This window comes from Arthrobacter sp. Ld5 (assembly GCF_051172775.1).
In the GTDB taxonomy this organism is placed as follows: Bacteria; Actinomycetota; Actinomycetes; order Actinomycetales; family Micrococcaceae; genus Arthrobacter_D.
In genome coordinates this window covers 81,600-101,172 of sequence record NZ_JBPKBO010000017.1, presented here as the reverse complement: position 1 = coordinate 101,172, position 19,573 = coordinate 81,600, and the positions used below count along the sequence as shown (strand labels likewise).

Annotated in this window: 16 protein-coding genes and 2 tRNA genes; 9 read left to right on the top strand and 9 right to left on the bottom strand. The window is 68.7% G+C overall.

Annotation, left to right across the window (positions count from 1 at the left end):
* Nucleotides 1–68: 68 nt before the first annotated feature.
* A complete protein-coding gene (locus ACSGDB_RS08330; protein ID WP_434994086.1) occupies nt 69–1,562 on the top strand; it encodes an arsenic transporter in 1,494 nt (497 codons plus the stop codon).
* Nucleotides 1,563–1,594: 32 nt separating this feature from the next.
* Here the strand turns inward: ACSGDB_RS08330 and ACSGDB_RS08325 are convergent, their stop codons facing one another.
* Nucleotides 1,595–1,993, bottom strand: coding sequence for a MerR family transcriptional regulator (locus ACSGDB_RS08325; protein ID WP_434994085.1), 399 nt, complete (start codon nt 1,991–1,993; stop codon nt 1,595–1,597).
* A 133-nt stretch (nt 1,994–2,126) separates the two neighbouring features.
* On the opposite strand from ACSGDB_RS08325, the gene ACSGDB_RS08320 reads away from it, so the two are divergent.
* Together ACSGDB_RS08320 and valS are read left to right on the top strand one after the other, a co-directional pair.
* On the top strand, nt 2,127–3,650 hold the full coding sequence (locus ACSGDB_RS08320; RefSeq protein WP_434994084.1) for a SulP family inorganic anion transporter: 1,524 nt from the start codon (nt 2,127–2,129) through the stop codon (nt 3,648–3,650).
* A gap of 82 nt (nt 3,651–3,732) precedes the next feature.
* The gene (valS, locus tag ACSGDB_RS08315; protein WP_434994083.1) at nt 3,733–6,357 is read left to right on the top strand and encodes a valine--tRNA ligase; all 2,625 of its coding nucleotides are present in this window, start codon (nt 3,733–3,735) and stop codon (nt 6,355–6,357) included.
* A 19-nt stretch (nt 6,358–6,376) separates the two neighbouring features.
* Here valS and ACSGDB_RS08310 read toward each other — a convergent pair whose 3' ends face one another.
* A complete protein-coding gene (locus ACSGDB_RS08310) occupies nt 6,377–6,994 on the bottom strand; it encodes a mycothiol-dependent nitroreductase Rv2466c family protein (RefSeq protein ID WP_434994082.1) in 618 nt (205 codons plus the stop codon).
* A 213-nt stretch (nt 6,995–7,207) separates the two neighbouring features.
* Here ACSGDB_RS08310 and ACSGDB_RS08305 point away from each other — a divergent pair, with 213 nt between their 5' ends.
* The gene (locus ACSGDB_RS08305) at nt 7,208–8,683 is read left to right on the top strand and encodes a glyceraldehyde-3-phosphate dehydrogenase (RefSeq protein WP_434994081.1); all 1,476 of its coding nucleotides are present in this window, start codon (nt 7,208–7,210) and stop codon (nt 8,681–8,683) included.
* Nucleotides 8,684–8,699: 16 nt separating this feature from the next.
* Here ACSGDB_RS08305 and clpX read toward each other — a convergent pair whose 3' ends face one another.
* The 5 genes from clpX to ACSGDB_RS08280 form a co-directional block, all read right to left on the bottom strand.
* On the bottom strand, nt 8,700–9,992 hold the full coding sequence (gene clpX, locus ACSGDB_RS08300; RefSeq protein ID WP_434994080.1) for an ATP-dependent Clp protease ATP-binding subunit ClpX: 1,293 nt from the start codon (nt 9,990–9,992) through the stop codon (nt 8,700–8,702).
* A gap of 150 nt (nt 9,993–10,142) precedes the next feature.
* Nucleotides 10,143–10,817, bottom strand: coding sequence for an ATP-dependent Clp protease proteolytic subunit (locus ACSGDB_RS08295; protein ID WP_434994079.1), 675 nt, complete (start codon nt 10,815–10,817; stop codon nt 10,143–10,145).
* Nucleotides 10,818–10,863: 46 nt separating this feature from the next.
* Nucleotides 10,864–11,490 carry an ATP-dependent Clp protease proteolytic subunit gene (locus ACSGDB_RS08290; protein WP_434994078.1) on the bottom strand — a complete coding sequence of 209 codons (627 nt, stop codon included), beginning with the start codon at nt 11,488–11,490 and terminating at the stop codon, nt 10,864–10,866.
* A 246-nt stretch (nt 11,491–11,736) separates the two neighbouring features.
* Nucleotides 11,737–13,314, bottom strand: a complete 1,578-nt coding sequence (gene tig / locus ACSGDB_RS08285) for a trigger factor (RefSeq protein ID WP_434994077.1) — start codon at nt 13,312–13,314, stop codon at nt 11,737–11,739.
* 69 nt (nt 13,315–13,383) lie between these two features.
* A tRNA-Pro gene (locus ACSGDB_RS08280) sits at nt 13,384–13,457 on the bottom strand.
* Between the two features lie 113 nt (nt 13,458–13,570).
* On the opposite strand from ACSGDB_RS08280, the gene ACSGDB_RS08275 reads away from it, so the two are divergent.
* A tRNA-Gly gene (locus tag ACSGDB_RS08275) sits at nt 13,571–13,641 on the top strand.
* Between the two features lie 33 nt (nt 13,642–13,674).
* On the opposite strand, the gene ACSGDB_RS08270 is transcribed toward ACSGDB_RS08275, so the two are convergent.
* Together ACSGDB_RS08270 and ACSGDB_RS08265 are read right to left on the bottom strand one after the other, a co-directional pair.
* Entirely contained in the window at nt 13,675–14,556 is an 882-nt protein-coding gene (locus ACSGDB_RS08270; RefSeq protein WP_434994076.1) for an Fpg/Nei family DNA glycosylase, read from the bottom strand.
* Entirely contained in the window at nt 14,549–15,019 is a 471-nt protein-coding gene (locus tag ACSGDB_RS08265; protein WP_434994075.1) for a ribose-5-phosphate isomerase, read from the bottom strand. Before ACSGDB_RS08265 ends, ACSGDB_RS08270 begins: the two co-directional genes overlap by 8 nt.
* Before the next feature lie 217 nt (nt 15,020–15,236).
* Between ACSGDB_RS08265 and pepN the strand changes: the two genes are divergently transcribed.
* The 4 genes from pepN (at nt 15,237) to ACSGDB_RS08245 (ending at nt 19,570) form a co-directional block, all read left to right on the top strand.
* On the top strand, nt 15,237–17,789 hold the full coding sequence (gene pepN / locus ACSGDB_RS08260) for an aminopeptidase N (RefSeq protein ID WP_434994174.1): 2,553 nt from the start codon (nt 15,237–15,239) through the stop codon (nt 17,787–17,789).
* Nucleotides 17,790–17,871: 82 nt separating this feature from the next.
* Nucleotides 17,872–18,351 carry an OsmC family protein gene (locus ACSGDB_RS08255; RefSeq protein ID WP_434994074.1) on the top strand — a complete coding sequence of 160 codons (480 nt, stop codon included), beginning with the start codon at nt 17,872–17,874 and terminating at the stop codon, nt 18,349–18,351.
* A 101-nt stretch (nt 18,352–18,452) separates the two neighbouring features.
* Complete coding sequence (locus tag ACSGDB_RS08250; RefSeq protein WP_434994073.1) at nt 18,453–19,082, top strand: mechanosensitive ion channel family protein; 630 nt, start codon at nt 18,453–18,455, stop codon at nt 19,080–19,082.
* Nucleotides 19,079–19,570, top strand: a complete 492-nt coding sequence (locus ACSGDB_RS08245) for a globin (protein ID WP_434994072.1) — start codon at nt 19,079–19,081, stop codon at nt 19,568–19,570. Before ACSGDB_RS08250 ends, ACSGDB_RS08245 begins: the two co-directional genes overlap by 4 nt.
* The last annotated feature ends 3 nt before the right edge of the window (nt 19,571–19,573 follow it).

Below are 19,573 nucleotides of genomic sequence, written 5' to 3'. Positions count from 1 at the left end.
TATCACCTCCTCACCGGTGAGCTCGCCGGTGCGTTCGTTCCTGCCCTCCTGTTAGGAGCCCTGCTGCCATGACTGCCATGACCGTGGTCGCTGTCTCGATCTTCCTCGCCACCCTGACCCTGGTCATCTGGCAACCCCGAGGCCTCGGCATCGGCTGGTCCGCCCTCGGCGGCGCCGTCCTCGCGCTTCTCACTACCGTGGTGAGCCTGTCGGACATCCCGGTCGTGTGGGACATCGTCTGGAACGCGACCTTCGCGTTCGTCGCGATCGTGATCATCTCCCTGATCCTCGACGAATCCGGGTTCTTCAAGTGGGCGGCCCTCCATGTGGCCCGGTGGGGACGTGGTAACGGCCGGCTGCTGTTCATCCTGATCGTCCTGCTGGGGGCCGCGATCGCGGCGGTGTTCGCCAACGACGGTGCCGCGCTCATTCTTACGCCGATCGTCATCCAAATGCTCCTCGCCCTGAAGTTCCCCGCCAAGGCGTCCCTCGCGTTCGTCATCGCCTGCGGGTTCATCGCCGACGCCGGCAGCCTTCCCCTGGTCGTGTCCAACCTCGTGAACATCGTCACCGCGGACTTCTTCGACATCGGCTTCGCCCGCTATGCGGTCGTCATGGTCCCCGTGGGTATGGTCTCCGTCGCCGCCAGCCTCGGCGTGCTCCTTCTGTTCTTCCGCAAGGTCATCCCCCGCACGTACAACATGGGCGTCCTCGAGACACCCAAGTCGGCTGTTGCCGACCCCCTGACCTTCAAGACAGGGTGGGTCATCCTCGTCATCCTGCTCATCGGCTACTTCGTCGCCGAACCACTGCACATCCCGCTCTCCGCCGTCGCCGGCCTCGGCGCCGTCGTCCTGATGATCGTCGCCTCCCGCCGGCCGGTCTTCCTCTTCCGCCGCGTCGGAGTCTCCTCAGGCGTCCGGGAACGCGCGAATCGGGTGGAGGACCTCGACTACGAGAGCGTCGGCGTCGGGCGTCGCCCCTCGTCCGGCCCCCTGGGCGGGCCTACCTCGCACAAGGATTCCGCCGAGGACGAGGAAGACCTGGAGCTGGCGACCGGGCCTGCGGGCACGATCTCGGTCCCGCGGATCCTGAAGGAAGCACCCTGGCAGATCGTCCTGTTCTCCATCGGCATGTACCTCGTCGTGTACGGGCTGCGGAACCAGGGCCTCACCGACGAACTCGCCGGCGTCTTCTCCGCCATCAGCAACAACGGGGTCCTGATCACGGCCCTCGGCGTCGGGGTCATCGTGGCGGTCCTCGCGTCCCTGATGAACAACATGCCGACCGTCCTCATCGCGTCCCTCGCGATCGGAGCCGCGGGAGCCACGGGGCTGACGCAGGAGGCGATGATCTACGCCAACGTGATCGGCTCCGATCTCGGCCCGAAGATCACCCCGATCGGCAGCCTCGCCACGCTGCTCTGGCTGCACGTCCTGGACCGCAAGGGCATCCACATCGGCTGGGGCCAGTACTTCCGGACCGGCATCGTGCTCACCATCCCCGTCCTGATCATCACCCTCCTGGCCCTCGCGGGATGGCTCAGCGTCGTCGGAGGCTGAAACGCGCAGCCGGCCGACCGGGCTCGCGCCTGCTAGTAGCGGGTAAGGACGTCGATGAACTCGTCGGCGCGGGCGAGGGTCTGCATCAGCTTCGCCCGGCGCTCGACGGCCGAGTCGCGGAAGACGGCCAGCCGTGCGCGGAGCCCGGCCGCGGCCGCCTCGTCTTCCTCCCCCTCCAGGGCGTCGATGACGGCGAGGAGGTCCTTCATCTCCTCGAGGGTGAAGCCCAGTGGCTTCATCCGGCGGATCACCATCAGTCGATCGAGGTCCTCCTCGGTGTAGACACGGAAGCCGCCGTCGGTACGCGCGGTTGCCGGGAGGATGCCGACCTCGTCGTAGTGGCGGATCGTCCGCAGGGACAGACCCGTACGCTCGGCGAGCTCGCCGATGTGCATCGTCCGGCACCCCGTGGGTTCAGCAGCGTCGGTCATGACCACCCTCTCTTTCACATAACTCTACCCTTACGTTAGGGTTGTTTTTGGATCGGACCGCACAGCGGCGTGCCCCGTTGTCCAGTCATTCTCCTTCCCGTACAGCCGGGACGAACGCTCGAAGGAATCTGCCATGTCAGCAGCCGCACCCCTCGCGACGCCGGAGCTCACCCCCGTCGAACGCCAGTCCGTCGCCCGGACCCTCCGCAATCCCCGCCTGCTCAAGACCGAGGTCCTCGCCGGCCTCGTCGTCGCCCTCGCCCTGATCCCTGAGGCCATTGCGTTCTCGATCATCGCCGGCGTCGACCCGCGGCTGGGCCTGTTCGCGTCCTTCACCATGGCCGTGTCCATCGCCTTCCTCGGCGGACGGCCGGCGATGATCTCCGCCGCGACCGGCGCGGTCGCCCTCGTCATCGCCCCACTGGTGGCCAGTCACGGCGTCGACTACTTCATCGCCGCGGTCATCCTCGGCGGTCTCTTCCAGGTGATCCTCGGCGTCACCGGCGTCGCCCGGCTCATGCGGTTCATCCCCCGCTCCGTCATGGTGGGCTTCGTCAACGCCCTCGCGATCCTCATCTTCCTGTCCCAGGTCCCCGAACTGATGAACGTCCCGTGGCTGGTGTACCCGATGGTCGCCGTCGGCCTGCTCATCGTCTTCGGCCTTCCGCGTCTGACGACCGTCGTTCCTGCGCCGCTGGTCGCGATCGTGGTCCTGACCGTGTTCGCGGTCCTCGCCAACGTGCTCGTGCCGACCGTCGGGGACAAGGGCGAGCTCCCCGAGACCCTGCCGTCCCTGGTCTTCCCCGACATCCCGCTGACCCTCGAGACCTTCCAGATCATCGCCCCCTTTGCCCTGGCGCTGGCCGCCGTCGGGCTCCTCGAGTCGCTGATGACCGCGAAGCTCGTCGACGACATCACCGACACCCGCTCCCACAAGACCCGCGAGTCGTGGGGCCAGGGAGCGGCGAACATCATCACCGGGTTCTTCGGCGGCATGGGCGGCTGCGCCATGATCGGCCAGACCATGATCAACGTGAAGGCCTCCGGAGCCCGCACCCGGATCAGCACCTTTCTCGCCGGGGTCTTCCTGCTCATCCTCGTCGTCGCCCTCGGCGACATCGTGGCCCTCATCCCGATGGCGGCCCTGGTCGCAGTCATGATCTTCGTCTCGATCGCCACTTTCGACTGGCACAGCATCCAGCCCGCCACCCTGAAGCGGATGCCCCGGAGCGAGACGACGGTCATGCTCGCCACCGTCGTCGTCACCGTCTGGACCCACAACCTCGCGATCGGCGTGGGCGTCGGTGTCCTGGTGGCCATGGTCGCCTTCGCCCGCCGCGTCGCCCACTTCGTCACCGTCGAACGCACCGAGACCGGCACGGGCGGTGACCGGCACGCCACCTACACGGTGAACGGCGAACTGTTCTTCGCGTCCTCCAACGACCTCTACACCCAGTTCGAGTACGCCACCGACCCCCGCCGGGTCACCATCGACCTCCACGGCTCCCACCTCTGGGACGCCTCCACCATCGCCGCCCTGGACGCCATCACCGAGAAATACCGCACCCACGGCACCGAGGTGGACGTCGTCGGACTCAACGACGCCTCCACCATGATGCGCGAACGCCTCGGCGGACAGCTCGGTGCCGGGCACTGATGACCCCGGCGACCGGACCCCGGATCGGGCGCTGGCATCGCCGTCGTGCCGGAGTGCGCGGACGGTAGGGAACAATGGAGGAATGGCCGATACCACCCAGGGCACAGACACGCCCTCCCCCCAGCCCGTTTCCGTCCCCGACAAGCCCGTGCTCGAGGGCCTCGAGGAGCGACTGTCCCGCCAGTGGCGCGAGGACGGCACCTACGCCTTCAACAGGGACACGACGCGCGAGGACGTCTACTCGATCGACACTCCGCCGCCCACCGCCTCCGGATCGCTGCATGTGGGGCACATGTTCTCCTACACGCAGACCGACGTCATGGCGCGCTTCAAGCGCATGCGCGGCGCCAACGTCTTCTACCCGATGGGCTGGGACGACAACGGGCTGCCCACCGAGCGCCGCGTCCAGAACTACTACGGGGTCCGCTGCGACCCGTCGGTTCCCTACGACGCCGACTACCGGCCTCCCGCCGAGCCGGCGAAGAACCAGCGGGACTTCGACGCAGTGTCGCGGAAGAACTTCATCGAACTCTGCGAGGAACTGGCCGTCGAGGACGAGTTGGTCTTCGAGAACCTCTTCAGCACCCTGGGCCTCTCGGTCGACTGGGACCTGACCTACCGGACCATCGACGACACCTCGCGCGCCGTCTCGCAGCGCGCCTTCCTGGAGAACCTGAAGGCCGGGGACGCCTACCTGGCCGAAGCGCCCACCCTGTGGGACGTCACGTTCCGCACCGCCGTCGCGCAGGCCGAGCTCGAGGACCGCGAGCAGCCCGGCGCCTACCACCGCATCGCCTTCCATGCCCCGGACGGCACGCAGATCCACATCGAGACCACACGCCCTGAACTGCTGCCGGCATGTGTCGCACTGGTGGCGCACCCCGATGACGAGCGCTACAAGCCGCTCTTCGGCACCACCGTCACCAGCCCGCTGTTCGACGTCGAGGTCGAGATCAAGGCTCACCCGCTGGCGAAGCCCGACAAGGGCAGCGGTATCGCCATGATCTGCACGTTCGGCGACCTGACCGATGTCACCTGGTGGCGTGAACTGCAGCTGCCGACCCGCGCCGTCGTCGGCCGCGACGGCCGCCTCCGCGCCGAGGCACCCGAGTGGATCGCCACGGAACGGGCGCGCGAGAACTACGGACAGGTGGCCGGCAAGACGATCTTCAGCGCCAAGGAGGCCGTCGTCGCCATGCTCCGCGAGAGCGGGGACCTCGAGGGCGAGCCGAAGAAGATCATGCACCCGGTCAACTTCTACGAGAAGGGCGACAAGCCCCTCGAGGTCGTGACCAGCCGCCAGTGGTACATCCGCAACGGTGGGCGCGACGCCGCCAAGCGGGACGCCCTGATCCGGAGGGGGCGCGAGATCGACTTCCACCCCTCCTTCATGCGCTCCCGCTACGAGAACTGGATCGAGGGGCTGAACGGTGACTGGCTCGTCTCCCGCCAGCGCTTCTTCGGCGTCCCGGTGCCCGTCTGGTACCGCCTGGACGCCGACGGCGAGCCGGAGTACGAGGACCCGATCATCCCCGCGCTGGAGTCCCTGCCCGTCGATCCCGCCGCCGACCCGGCACCGGGCTTCGACGAGTCCGCCCGCAACCAGCCCGGCGGCTTCATCGGTGACAACGACGTGCTGGACACCTGGGCGACGTCGTCCCTGACCCCGCAGATCGTGGGCGGGTGGGCGCGCGACGAGGACCTCTTCGGGAAGGTGTTCCCCTTCGACCTGCGCCCGCAGGGGCACGACATCATCCGCACCTGGCTCTTCTCGACGGCGGTCCGCGCCGACGCCCTGCAGGACTCGGTGCCGTGGAAGCATGCGGCGCTCTCCGGCTGGATCCTCGACCCCGACCGCAAGAAGATGTCGAAGTCCAAGGGCAACGTCGTGGTCCCCACGGACGTCCTCGAACAGTTCGGCGCGGACGCGGTGCGCTACTGGGCCGCGTCGGCGAAGCTCGGCGCGGACACCGCGTACGAGGTGAACCAGATGAAGATCGGTCGGCGCCTGGCGATCAAGCTGCTCAACGCCTCGAAGTTCGTCCTCAACCTCGGGGTCACGGAGGCGTCCATCGGCTCCGGGGCACTGGACCGCGTCTCGAACGCGCTGGACACCTCCCTGCTCGCGCAGCTCCGCACGGTGACCGAGCAGGCCACGGCCGCCTTCGAGAAGTACGACTACGCGCGCGCCCTGCAGCTCACGGAGTCCTTCTTCTGGACGTTCACGGACGACTACGTCGAGCTAGTCAAGGACCGCGCCTACGGAGATCCCGGCGACGCGGGAACCCAGTCGGTCCAGGCCGCGCTCGCGACGACGCTGGACGCCCTGTTGCGCCTGTTCGCGCCGTTCCTGCCGTTCGCCACCGAAGAGGTCTGGAGCTGGTGGCGCGCGGGATCGGTCCACCAGGCCGCCTGGCCGGCCGCCGACGCGCTCACGGGGCTGCCGGACACGGCCGACGCCGGTGTCCTCACGTCCGTGGCCCTGGCCCTCGGGGGCATCCGCAAGGCCAAATCCGAGGCCAAGGTGAAGCAGCGCACCGAGGTGGAGCGCGCCGTCGTCACGGCGTCCGCCGCCCAGGCCGGGCAGATCCGTGCCGGTCTGGCCGATCTCCTCGCGGCCGGGAACGCCCGCGAGCTCGAGGTGGTCGAGGGGGACGGCGCGCTCAGCGTCTCTGACGTCGACCTGGTGCCGCAGCCCGCGGAGTAGCGTCCGGGCCGTCATGGTCCTAGTCGAACTGCGGGCTCTCCGTGCGTGAGCGCTTGAGTTCGAAGAAGCCGGGGAACTCGGACATCAGAACGGCACCGTCGAAGATCCGTCCGGCTTCCTCGCCGCGCGGGATCCGGGTGAGCACCGGACCGAAGAACGCCGTCCCGTTGAAGGCCACGACCGGCGTACCCACCTCGTCGCCCACGCGGTCGATGCCGTCCTTGTGGGACGCGCGCAGCTGGGCGTCGTACTCGTCGGTGTGCGCGTGGGCGGCGAGCTCGGCCGGCAGGCCGACCTCCTCCAGCGCTTCCCGGATGACGACGTCGAAGTCCCGGTTCTGCCCGATGTGGATCCGGGTGCCCATGGCGTCGTACAGCTTCTTGATGTACTCGTCCCCGTGCAGTTCGGCCGCGGCGATGATCACGCGCACCGGCCCCCACCCCTTCTGCATCAGGGCCTGGTAGTCCTCGGGGAGGTCGCGCCCCTCGTTGAGGACGGAGAGGCTCATGACGTGCCAGGCGACCGAGATGTCGCGGACCTGCTCCACCTCGCCCATCCAGCGGGAAGTGATCCAGGCGAAGGGACACAGGGGGTCGAACCAGAAATCGGCCTTCTCGGGGGTCGTGGACGCAGTCATGCGGGATGCTCCTTCGGGGGTCGGTGAGGCCTGGGGCCTTTCCCGGTGCAACCCGCGCCGGGAGCCTCCTATTCCGGCGGAATTGGTGCGGGCCCGCAGGAGGCGGTCTAATGAGAGGACACGACCAGTCGACGATGCCTGGCGCTACTCCTGCGTCGCCATCGGGCTGGATGAGCTCGCACCGGTGACCCCGGTGCCGAAAGGGACGCCGCTGTGCAGCACCACCGGACCGAGACCCACGACACCTGGCTCGAACGCGAGGCCCTCGCCGAGGCGATGATCCCGCTCATCGGGCGGCTGTACCGGGACAATAACGTCGTCACCAGCATCCACGGGCGCAGCCTGATCAACAAGTCGACGATGAACATCCTCAAGGCGCACCGTTTCGCCCGCCGCATCACCACCGAGGAGTTGCGCCTCGAGGACACCGCCCCCCTGCTGCAGCTGCTCGCCGACCTGGATCTCGGGGCGGCCGCGATCGACATCGGGCGCCTCCGCTTCGCCTACGACCGGGCCGGGGACGGCCGCACGCTCGAGGAGTTCGTGCGCGCCGAACTCGCCGACATCGTGGGCCAGGGCGGGCGCGACGAGCGCACGAGCACCGACGTCGTCCTGTACGGTTTCGGCCGGATCGGGCGCCTCGTGGCCCGGCTCCTCATCGAGAAGGCCGGGGGCGGCCACGGGCTGAGGCTGCGGGCCGTCGTCGTCCGCCGGGGCTCGGACAACGACCTCGCCAAGCGCGCGAGCCTGCTGCGCCGCGATTCGGTCCACGGTTCCTTCGAGGGGACCATCCAGGTGGACGAGGCCTCGAACACCATCACCGCCAACGGCATCCGCATCCAGGTGATCTACTCCGACGACCCGGCGTCCATCGACTACGAGGCCTACGGCATCCACGACGCGATCGTCGTCGACAACACCGGCCGGTGGCGCGACGCCGAGGGCCTGTCCCAGCACCTGAAGAGCCGCGGGGTGGCCAAGGTCCTGCTGACCGCGCCCGGCAAGGGGTCCCTGAAGAACATCGTGCACGGCATCAACCACCACGCCATCGAGGACACCGACCGCATCATCACCGCGGCGTCCTGCACCACCAACGCGATCACGCCCGTCCTCAAGGCGGTCAACGACCGCTTCGGTGTGGTCCACGGGCACGTGGAGACCGTCCACTCCTTCACCAACGACCAGAACCTGATCGACAACTTCCACCGCGGGGACCGGCGGGGCCGCTCGGCGGCGCTCAACATGGTCCTCACCGAGACCGGCGCGGCGACGGCGGTGGCGAAGGCCCTGCCCGAACTGGCCGGCAAGCTGACCGGGAGTTCCATCCGCGTGCCCACCCCGGACGTCTCGATCGCGATCCTCAACCTGACCCTCGAGCACGGGACCACGAAGGAGGAGGTCAACACGTACCTCCGGGAGATGTCCCTGCACTCGGGCATGCGCAAGCAGGTGGACTACATCGACAGCCCGGAGGTGGTCTCGACGGACTTCGTCGGGTCGCGGCGCACGGGTATCGTCGACGGGCTCGCGACCATCGCCGAGGGCGCCTACCTCGTCCTGTACGTCTGGTACGACAACGAGTTCGGATACAGCTGCCAGGTGGTGCGGGTGCTCGAGGAGATGGCGGCGGTGCACCCGCCGTCGTACCCGGTGGCCGACCTCGACGCCGCGGTGGCCGCGGCCCCCTGATGCCCGCAGGAGGGTGTCAGGCCGACTTGTTGCGGCGCTTCGAGGCCACCTCGTGCGAGATGAGGGTGGGTTCGGCGCGCTTGCCCACGACGTCGTCGGTGATGACCACCGTGGCGATGTCCTCGCGGCTCGGGAGATCGAACATGACCGGGAGGAGGACTTCCTCCATGATGGCCCGGAGTCCCCGCGCGCCGGTCCCCCGGTCCAGGGCGAGGTCGGCGATGGCCTCGAGGGCCTTCGGCTCGAGGACGAGTTCGACGCCGTCGAGTAGGAACATCTTCTGGTACTGCTTCACCAGGGCGTTCTTCGGGGCGGTCAGGATCTGCATGAGCGCGGGCCGGTCGAGGTGCGTGACGGTGGTGATGACGGGCAGCCGGCCGATGAACTCCGGGATCAGACCGAACTTCAGCAGGTCCTCCGGCATGACGTCCCCGTAGCCCGCCTCCTCGTTCTTGAGGGAGCTCAGGGGTGCGCCGAAGCCGATGCCCTTGCGCCCGGCACGCGATCCGATGATCTCCTCGAGACCGGCGAAGGCGCCGGCGACGATGAAGAGCACGTTCGTGGTGTCGATCTGGATGAATTCCTGGTGGGGGTGCTTGCGCCCGCCCTGAGGCGGGACGGAGGCCACGGTACCCTCCAGGATCTTCAGCAGGGCCTGCTGCACGCCCTCGCCCGAGACGTCGCGCGTGATGGAGGGGTTCTCGCTCTTGCGGGAGATCTTGTCGATCTCGTCGATGTAGATGATGCCCTGCTCGGCCTTCTTGACGTCGTAGTCGGCCGCCTGGATGAGCTTGAGCAGGATGTTCTCGACGTCCTCACCGACGTACCCGGCCTCGGTGAGGGCCGTGGCGTCCGCGACGGCGAACGGCACGTTCAGACGACGGGCGAGGGTCTGCGCGAGGTAGGTCTTGCCGCACCCGGTGGGCCCGATCAGCAGGATGTTGGACTTCGCGATCTCGACGTCCTCGGCCTCGACGGCGTCGGCCAGCGTGCCGGCCGCCCGGGGGCCGTTGCCTGACTGAATGCGCTTGTAGTGGTTGTAGACGGCGACGGCGAGGGAGCGCTTCGCAGGCTCCTGGCCGACGACGTACTCCTGCAGGAAGTCGAAGATCTCGCGGGGCTTCGGGAGCTCGAACGTCCCCAGGTCGGCGACCTCGGACAGCTCCTCCTCGATGATCTCGTTGCACAGATCGATGCACTCGTCACAGATGTACACACCGGGGCCGGCGATCAGTTTCCGGACCTGCTTCTGGCTCTTCCCACAGAAAGAGCACTTGAGCAGATCCGTGCTCTCACCAATGCGAGCCATGGTTCAATCCCCTTAGGTATATCGCGATTGCTATGACCACTCTAGGCCACCCGGCTGTGGGAGCCAGTATCAAAAGGCCCGTGGTGCCGTACGGCACCACGGGCGGAAAGCGGATCGGGCGGCGGATCCCGGGGGCCCGCCGCCGTCCTGCTACGGGGTGTTGATCTTCGGCGGGGTGATCTTGCGCGAGGTCAGGACCTCGTCGACCAGTCCGTACTCGACGGCGTCGGCCGCGGTGAGAATCTTGTCGCGCTCGATGTCGAGGTTGACCTGTTCCGAGCTGCGTCCCGAGTGCAGGGCCAGCGTGTCCTCGAGCCAGGTACGCATGCGCATGACCTCGTTGGCCTGGATCTCCAGGTCGGAGGCCTGCCCGCCCTGTCCGCCGGAGAGGGCGGGCTGGTGGATGAGCACACGGGCGTTCGGCAGGGCCAGCCGCTTGCCGGGTGCCCCCGCGGCCAGGAGGACCGCTGCGGCGCTGGCGGCCTGGCCGAGGCAGACCGTCTGCACCTCGGGCCGGATGAACTGCATCGTGTCGTAGATCGCCGTCATGGCCGTGAACGAGCCGCCGGGCGAGTTGATGTACAGGGTGATGTCGCGCTCGGGGTCCGTGGACTCGAGGACGAGCAGCTGGGCCATCACGTCGTCCGCCGAGGCGTCGTCCACCTGGGTGCCGAGGAAGATGATGCGATCCTCGAACAGCTTGGTGTAGGGATCCTGGCGCTTGAAGCCGTAGGGCGTGCGCTCTTCGAACTGGGGAAGGATGTAGCGGCTGGTCGGCAGGTTCTGCGCCGTCGATCCCGCTGCTGCCTGGAATTCGTGGTTCATGGTGTCTCCTGTAGGACGACTGGGAAAGGGAGGGACTGGGCGCGGACTAGGAGTCCTGGTCGGTTCCGCCGCCGCCGGCCACCGAGCCCGAGTGCGCCGAGATGTGGTCGAAGAACCCGTACTCGAGGGCCTCCTGGGCCGTGAACCACTTGTCGCGGTCGTTGTCCTTCAGGATCTTCTCGACGGTCTGGCCGGTCTGCTCCGCGGTGAGCTCGGCCATGACCCGCTTCATGTGCAGGATCAGCTCGGCCTGGATGCGGATGTCCGTCGCGGTACCGCCGATGCCGCCGGAGGGCTGGTGCATGAGGATGCGCGCGTGGGGCGTCGCGTAACGCTTGCCCTTGGTGCCCGAGGAGAGCAGGAACTGGCCCATGGACGCGGCGAGGCCGGTGGCCACGGTGACGACGTCGTTGGGGATGAACTGCATGGTGTCGTAGATCGCCATGCCGGCGGTCACCGACCCGCCGGGCGAGTTGATGTAGAGGAAGATGTCGCGCTCGGGGTCCTCGGCCGACAGCAGCAGGAGCTGCGAGCAGATGGCGTTGGCGTTGTCGTCGCGAACCTCGGAACCGAGCCAGATGATGCGCTCCTTGAGGAGCCTGTTGTAGATGTAGTCGTCACGACCGCCCATCTCGGGGCCGGCCATGCTGGGCGTGCTTGGTTCGGTTGCCATTCGATTGACCTCTCACTCTGGCGGGCCGTCGCCGCTTCGGCCGACCCGTCCGTTTGTCTCTCCTTGGACACTAACCCGCTGGCCCGACGATTTGCTCCCGCGCCGGGAACTGTTCGCTGACGGCGCACGGTGGCGCCGTCGTCGCTCGAGGGTACGTTCACCGCGTGCTTACGGCCGTTTCCGAGGGCTTAAACAAGCAGCGGTGCCGCCGCCCGAAGGCCGCGGCACCGCTGTCTGGAAAGCCGGCTACTCGGAGGCCGCCTTCTTCGCAGCGGGCTTCTTGGCCGCTGCCTTCTTCGCGGGAGCCTTCTTGGCAGCCTTCTTCGGCGCTTCGTCCGTCTGGGCTGCGGCGTCCTCGGCCTCGACGGCTTCCGACGTGGCGGCTTCCGGTTCGACGACCTCGGAGGTCTCGGCGGTCTCTACGGCCTCGGAGGTCTCTACGGCCTCGGGTGCGTCAGCGGCAGTCTCGGTCGCCTGGGCGTCCTGCTCTGCCTCGAGCTCGTCCGCGCTGATGGTCTCGGCGTCGTCGCCGGCGGGGCGGACGAACTCGCTGAGGTCGACGGTGGCACCGTTGGCGTCGGTGACGTTCGCGTACTCGAGGACCTTGGCGAGGGCCTTGCGGCGGCGCACCTCTCCGACGATCATCGGGACCTGGCCGCTCTGGTCGAGCATCTGGGCGAACTGGTTCGGCTCCATGCCGTACTGGCCGGCGGTCGAGACGATGTAGTCGATGAGTTCGGCCTGGCTGACGCCGACCTCTTCCTTCTCCGCGACGGCGTCGAGGATGACCTCGTTCTGGAAGGCGCGCTCCGTGTTGGTGCGGATCTCTGCGCGGTGCTCCTCGGTGTCGTGGTCCTCACCGGCGCTGTGGGCGTTCTCGCCGTTGAAGTGCTGCTCCAGCTGCTCGTCGATGACGCTCTCGGGGACCGGCACGGCGACGAGCTCCACGAGCTTGTCGAGGACCTTGTCGCGCGCCTCGACGCCCTGATCCATGAGCTTGGACTCGGAGGCCTGCTTCGCCAGGTCGGCGCGCAGCTCCTCGGCGGTGTCGAACTCCGACGCCAGCTGGGCGAACTCGTCGTCGACCTCGGGGAGCTCGCGCTCCTTCACGGCCTTGACGACGACCTTGACCTGGGCGTCGGCACCGGCGTGCTCACCGCCTGCCAGCTTGGTCTCGAAGGTCGCGTCCTCGTCGGTGGACAGCCCGGTGACGGCCTCGTCCATGCCCTCGAGCATGGTGCCCGAACCGATCTGGTAGGACAGGTCCTGGGCGGAGTCGACCTCGTCGTCGCCGACCGACGCGGTCAGGTCGATGGTGAGGAAGTCCCCGTCCTGGGCGGGACGGTCGACGGCGGTCAGGGTGCCGAACCGGCCGCGCAGCTCGTCCATGGCCTTCTGGATGTCCTCGTCGGACGCCTCGACGGCCTCGACGGTGACGTCGATGCCCTTGTAGTCGGGGAGCTCGATCTCGGGGCGGACGTCCAGTTCGACGCTGAACGTGAGCTGGCCGTCCTTCTTCGCGGGGTCGGGGACCTCGGTGATCTCGACTTCGGGGCGGCTGAGGGGACGGATCCCCGTCTCCTGCACGGCGCTCTGGTAGAAGCCGTTGAGGCCGTCGTTGATCGCGGTCTCGATGACGTAGCCGCGACCCACGCGCTGGTCGATGAGCTGCTGCGGGACCTTGCCCTTGCGGAATCCTGGAACCTGCACCTGGGTTGCGATGGTCTTGTAGGCCTCGTCGATGCTGGGCTTCAGTTCCTCGAAAGGGACCTCGACGGTCAGCTTCACCCGGGTGGGGGAAAGGGTTTCAACAGCGCTCTTCACAGCGTAGGACTCCTGAGATGATTGGGATTGGTTCTGCAGCGGAGGCACTTTCCTCATCACACAACAGAGTCGGGGTGACAGGAGTTGAACCTGCGACTTCCTGCTCCCAAAGCAGGCGCTCTACCAAGCTGAGCTACACCCCGTAAGTGCGAGTGTCAGTCTACGCACCTTTACGGCGACCTCGCACGTTTGGCGATAGCGCTGCGGCTGTGATGTAGTTGTAGGCGTTCCAAGGGGCTCCGGAAGGCGCCCTTCCGGGGATGTAGCTTAATGGTAAAGCCTCAGTCTTCCAAACTGATTACGCGGGTTCGATTCCCGTCATCCCCTCTCTGCCCGGGCCCGTGGTCCGGGCTTTCGGTTTTAAGCCTCCTGGCACCGAGGGCACCAGTAGACGTTCCGGGCGGCCATCACCGCGGTGAGGATCGGAGTCTCGCAGCGGCGGCACGGCTGACCCGTGCGCTTGTAGACGTAGTGCGGGGCGGAGCGTTTCGGCCGGCCGTTGCGTGCCTCCGGCGTCGTGGTGACGATGCGGCCGTCGCGGACGCCGTCCTTCATGAGCCGCACCGTGTCCGCCCAGAGACCGGCGGCCTCGTCGTCGCGGACCTGCCGGCCCGGTCGCCATGGGTTGATGCCCTGCAGGAACAGCACCTCGGCACGGTAGATGTTGCCGATCCCGGCGATCACCGCCTGATTCATGAGCTGGGTGCCCACGGGGGTGACACTGGACGTCAGCTTCCGCGCGAACACCGTCCCGTCCGACCGCGGCTGGAGGGGGTCGGGTCCGAGTTTCGCGCGGGCTGCGGTCTCCTCCGCCGCGGTGATCACCTCGCAGGCGGTGGGTCCCCGGAGGTCCGCCCAGCCGTGGGCCGAGACGAGGCGGACACGGACGGCGCCCACGGGCGCGGGCGGGCCGGCGTAGCCCGGCGCTGCGCCGTCGTCGGAGGGCTGCTCCGACTCCCCCACCCGGCGGGGCGCCCCGATGCTCGAGGCCCCGCGGAACGTCTCGTCACCGCCGAAGGTCCACGCACCGTAGAGCCCGAGGTGGACGCGCAGGACCTTCCGGTTGTCGAAGCGGAGGAAGAGCTGCTTGCCGTGCGCGAGCGCGCTGAGCAGCGTGGCGCCGTCGAGCTGCGCGGCCCCGGCGGCGAACCGCCCCTGTGGGCTCGAGACGGCGAGTGCCTCACCGGTGAAGACGGAGCCGAACTGCCGGGCGAGCCGGTGGACCGAATGGCCCTCAGGCAACGCGGCCCGTTTCCTCGAACCGTGCCACCTGCGCGATCCTGCGGCTGTGCCGCTCGGCCCCGCTGAACGGCTCGGCGAGGAACGCCTCGATGATCGCGGTCGCCTCAGCCACGGAATGCTGCCGCCCGCCGACCGCGACGACGTTCGCATCGTTGTGCTGACGGGCCAGGCGTGCGGTGTCGAGGCTCCAGGCGAGCGCGGCCCGGATGCCGCGTACCTTGTTCGCGGCGATCTGCTCCCCGTTCCCGGAGCCGCCGAGCACGATCCCCAGGGCTTCGGTGCCTGCTGCCCGGTCCGCCATGACGGCCTGCGCGGCGTCGATGCAGAAGGAGGGGTAGTCGTCCTCCGGGTCGTAGGAGGCCGGGCCGTGGTCGACGACGTCGTGGCCTGCGGCGGTCAGGTGCGCGAGCAGGTGGGCGCTCAGCTCCATGCCGGCGTGGTCGGTGGCGAGGTGGACGCGCATGATGATCGGTTCCTTTTCGAGGGCGCCGGGAAGGGGGCGACGGGGGCTGCGGGACGTGTCCGCGCAGGAGGACGGGACGCTTCCAGCCTAGACCGCGGACCCGGAGGGGTCGACGTGCGCGCCGCCGCCGGGCAGAGTGGGAGAATCGAACCCCCGCGTACCACCCGTTCCACGCGGCGTACCCGTATTCCCACCCTGGAGGCGATCCTTGCCCGGTCTGAACCTGACGCGCGACGAAGCACGTACGCGCGCCGATCTGCTCACCGTCCACTCCTACGAGGTCACGCTCGATCTGACGCGCGGCGAGCGCGTGTTCCGCTCGACGACGGTGGTCTCGTTCGACGCACGGCAGGGCGCCTCGACCTTCATCGACGCCGTCACGGACGCCGTGCACCGGGTAGAGCTCAACGGCGTCGCGCTGGACCCGGCGGACGTCGCCGACGGCGCCCGCATCCAGCTTCCCGTGCTGGCCGCGAGCAACGTCCTCGTCGTCGAGGCCGACATGCTCTACATGAACACCGGGGAGGGCCTCCACCGGTTCACCGACCCCGTGGACGGGGAGGTCTACCTCTACACCCAGTTCGAGGTCCCGGACTCCCGCCGCGTGTTCGCCGTCTTCGAGCAGCCGGACCTGAAGTCGACGTTCCGCTTCTCGGTCACCGCCCCCTCGCACTGGGACGTCATCTCGAACACCGCGACGCCGGAGCCCGTCCAGGCCGGGTCCGACGCCGACGGCGGCGCCACCTCAACCTGGACCTTCGAGCCCACGCCGGTCATGTCCTCCTACGTGACCGCGCTGATCGCCGGCCCCTACCAGTCGGTGCGCAGCGAACTGACGAGCTCGGACGGCCGCACCATCCCGCTCGGGGTGTTCGCCCGCAAGTCCCTCATGCAGTACCTGGACGCGGAGAACATCTTCGCCCTGACCCGCCAGGGCTTCGCGTTCTACGAGGAGCAGTTCGGCACGCCCTACCCGTTCGCCAAGTACGACCAGCTGTTCGTGCCCGAGTTCAACGCCGGTGCGATGGAGAACGCGGGCGCCGTCACCTTCGTCGAGACCTACGTGTTCCGCTCCCGTGTGCCGGACGCGACGGTCGAGCGGCGCGCCATCACCGTCCTCCACGAACTGGCCCACATGTGGTTCGGCGACCTCGTGACCATGCGCTGGTGGAACGACCTCTGGCTGAACGAGTCCTTCGCCGAGTTCATGTCCACCCTTGCGGCCGCGGAGGCCACGGAGTTCGAGCAGGCGTGGACCACGTTCGCGATGCTCGAGAAGGGCTGGGCCTACCGCCAGGACCAGCTGCCCTCCACGCACCCCATCGTCGCCCGGATCAACGACCTCGAGGACGTCCAGGTCAACTTCGACGGCATCACCTACGCGAAGGGCGCGTCCGTGCTCAAGCAGCTGGTGGCCTGGGTGGGCCAGGAGCAGTTCATGCAGGGCGTCCGCCAGTACTTCGCGAAGCACTCCTGGAAGAACACGGAGCTGGCGGACCTGCTGTCCGAGCTCGAGGCCGCCAGCGGCCGTGACCTGAAGGCGTGGTCCGCCCTCTGGCTCGAGACCGCCGGCGTCAACACCCTCCGCCCCGAGTTCACCACCGACGAGGACGGCACGATCACCTCGTTCGCGATCCTCCAGAGCGCAGTCGAGGCCTTCCCGACCATCCGGCCGCACCGCCTCGCCGTCGGGTTCTACGACCTCGACGACGACGGCGCCCTCGTCCGCGTGCACCGGCTCGAGCTCGACGTCGACGGCGAGCGCACGGAGGTCCCGGACCTCGTGGGCCGCAGCCGGCCCGCCCTCGTGCTCCTGAACGACGACGACCTCGCCTACGCGAAGATCCGCCTCGACCCGGCCTCGCTGCGCACCTCCGTCCGCCACGTCAGGGACTTCCGGGATTCCCTCCCCCGCACGCTCGTCCTCGCCTCCGCCTGGGACGCGGCCCGCGACGGCGAGACCCCGGCCCGCGACTACGTGGAACTCGTACTGCAGAACATCGGTGCGGAGACGGACTCGTCCGTGGTGCTCGTGCTGCTCCGGCAGCTCGCCTCCACCCTCGCGTTCTACGTCCGCCCGGAGGACCGCGAGCCGATGAGCGACGCCGCGGCGGACAGCCTGCTGGACCTCGCCCTCGCCGCCGACGCCGGGTCCGACGCCCAGCTGCAGTTCACGAAGGCGTTCTCCGCCCACGCGCGCACCGCACCCCAGCTGGACGCCGTCGCAGCCCTGCTCTCCGGCGAGCGCGTGCCCGAGGGGCTCGCCGTGGACCAGGACCTGCGGTGGGAGCTGCTCACCAGCCTCGTGGTCGGCGGGCGCGCCGGGTCGCAGGACATCGACGCGGAACTCGCGAAGGACTCGACGGCGACCGGCGAGCTCGCGGCGGCCGCGGCCAGGGCCGCAGTCCCGACGGCCGAGGCGAAGGAGGCCGCGTGGGCGGCGCTCGTGGACTCGGCCGACCTGCCGAACGCCGCGCAGCGGTCCATGATCGGCGGCTTCACGCGCGTCCATGACCGCTCGCTCCTGGAGCCCTTCGTGGATCGGTACTTCGCCTCGATCCGGGACGTCTGGGCGACCCGAACGCACGAGATCGCCCAGCAGATCATCGTGGGACTCTATCCCTCGCTCCTGACCACGCAGGACACCCTGGACCGCACGGACGCCTTCCTGGCGTCCCTCGGCGAGGAGTCCCCGTCCCTCCGGCGACTGGTGCTGGAGAGCCGCGACGGCGTCGTCCGCGCCCTGAAGGCGCAGGCCGCCGACCGGTAGGCGCTGCCGGGCGGGGAGGAGGATCCTCTTCCCCGCCCGGCCCCTACTGCCGCCGCCGGCAAACCGGCGCTAGGGTCGTCCCATGAACCTGCAGGAACACTCCTACGCGGCGCGTGTCCGCTGGACCGGGAACCTCGGCACCGGCACCTCCGGATACCGCGCCTACAGCCGCGACCACGAGGTGGAGGCGGACGGACCGGGCCTCCTCCCCGGCACGGCGGATCCCACCTTCCACGGGGTGAAGGACCGCTGGAACCCCGAGCAGCTGCTGCTGATCGCCGTCGCACAGTGCCACATGCTCTCCTACCTGCACGTCGCGGTGAAGTCCGGCGTCGTCGTCACCGGGTACCGCGACACGGCGACGGGCACCATGCGCCTGAACCGGGACGGCAGCGGGGAGTTCACGGGCATCGTGCTGCACCCCGTCGTCGAACTGCAGGACGCCGCCCAGTCCGCCCTCGCCGACTCCCTGCACGCGGAGGCGAACCGCGTGTGCTTCATCGCCCGGTCCCTGAACTTCCCGGTCCACCACGAGCCGACCTCCGGCGCGGGCGAGGCCTGAGGAGACGGGACCGCCCCGGCCCCGCGGTAGCCTGTTAAGGCATCCCTGCGCCTACCGCGCCCAGCGGCGGACCCCCGGACGCCCGCACGAAAGCGATTCCCATGACATTCCTCGACTCCCTCGGGTACGGCGCCCAGGTCCTCGGCGCGCTGGTCATCCTGATCGGCGCCCTGATCCTCTGGCTCGTGAGCCGCGCCCTGATCCGCCGCTCGGTCAAGCGCGTCCAGAGCGGCTACAGCGTGTTCAAGAAGCCGCACTTCAAATGGGCCCAGCCCGCGCTGCGCCCCTTCGACAGCGCCCGCCGCGTCCAGCGCGCGGAGACGATCGGCGGCCTGCTCTCGAGCGTGGCGGCCCTGACCATCGCGATCATCGCCGGCCTCATGGCGATCGACACCCTCGGCTTCAACATCGGTCCCATCCTGGCGAGCGTGGGGATCGTCGGCATCGCCATCGGTTTCGGCGCCCGCGAGGTGATCCGGGACGCCTTCCTCGGGTTCTTCATCACGATCGAGGACCAGTACGGCATCGGCGACACCATCGAGGTGGGAGACACCGTCGGAGTGGTCCAGTCCCTCGGGCTGCGCATCACGCGCATGGTCGACGAGCACGGCGCCATCTGGTACGTGCGGAACGGGGACATCACCAAGGTGGGCAACCGGTCGCAGGGTGACTACGTGGCACCGCCGGCCGAACCCGCCCCGGCACAACCCCTCGCCCAGGAGCAGCCATGAGCACGCAGGACCCGCAGCAGGTACCGGACGCGACGCCTCCCCCCGAGGGCCGGGCCGCCCTGCCCGTGGAACGGCTCGTCGCCGCAGGCCAGGGCTTCACCCAGCCGCAGTACACCGACAACTTCTACGAGGCGGTGGGAGGCCACCCCACGTTCGTGCGGCTGGTCGACGCCTTCTACGACGGTGTGGCGGAGGACGACGTGCTGCGTCCCATGTACCCGGAACAGGATCTCGGTCCCGCCAAGGAACGCCTGCTGATGTTCCTCGAGCAGTACTGGGGCGGACCGAAGACCTACGGGGAGCAGCGCGGCCACCCGAGGCTCCGCATGCGGCACATGCCGTTCCGGGTAGGGCCGCAGGCACGCGACCGGTGGCTCCTGCACATGCGCTCCGCCGTGGACACGCTGGACCTCGCTCCCCTGCACGAGGCGACCCTGTGGGACTACCTCGAGCGCGCCGCGCACTCGATGGTGAACGCCGCCGACTGACGT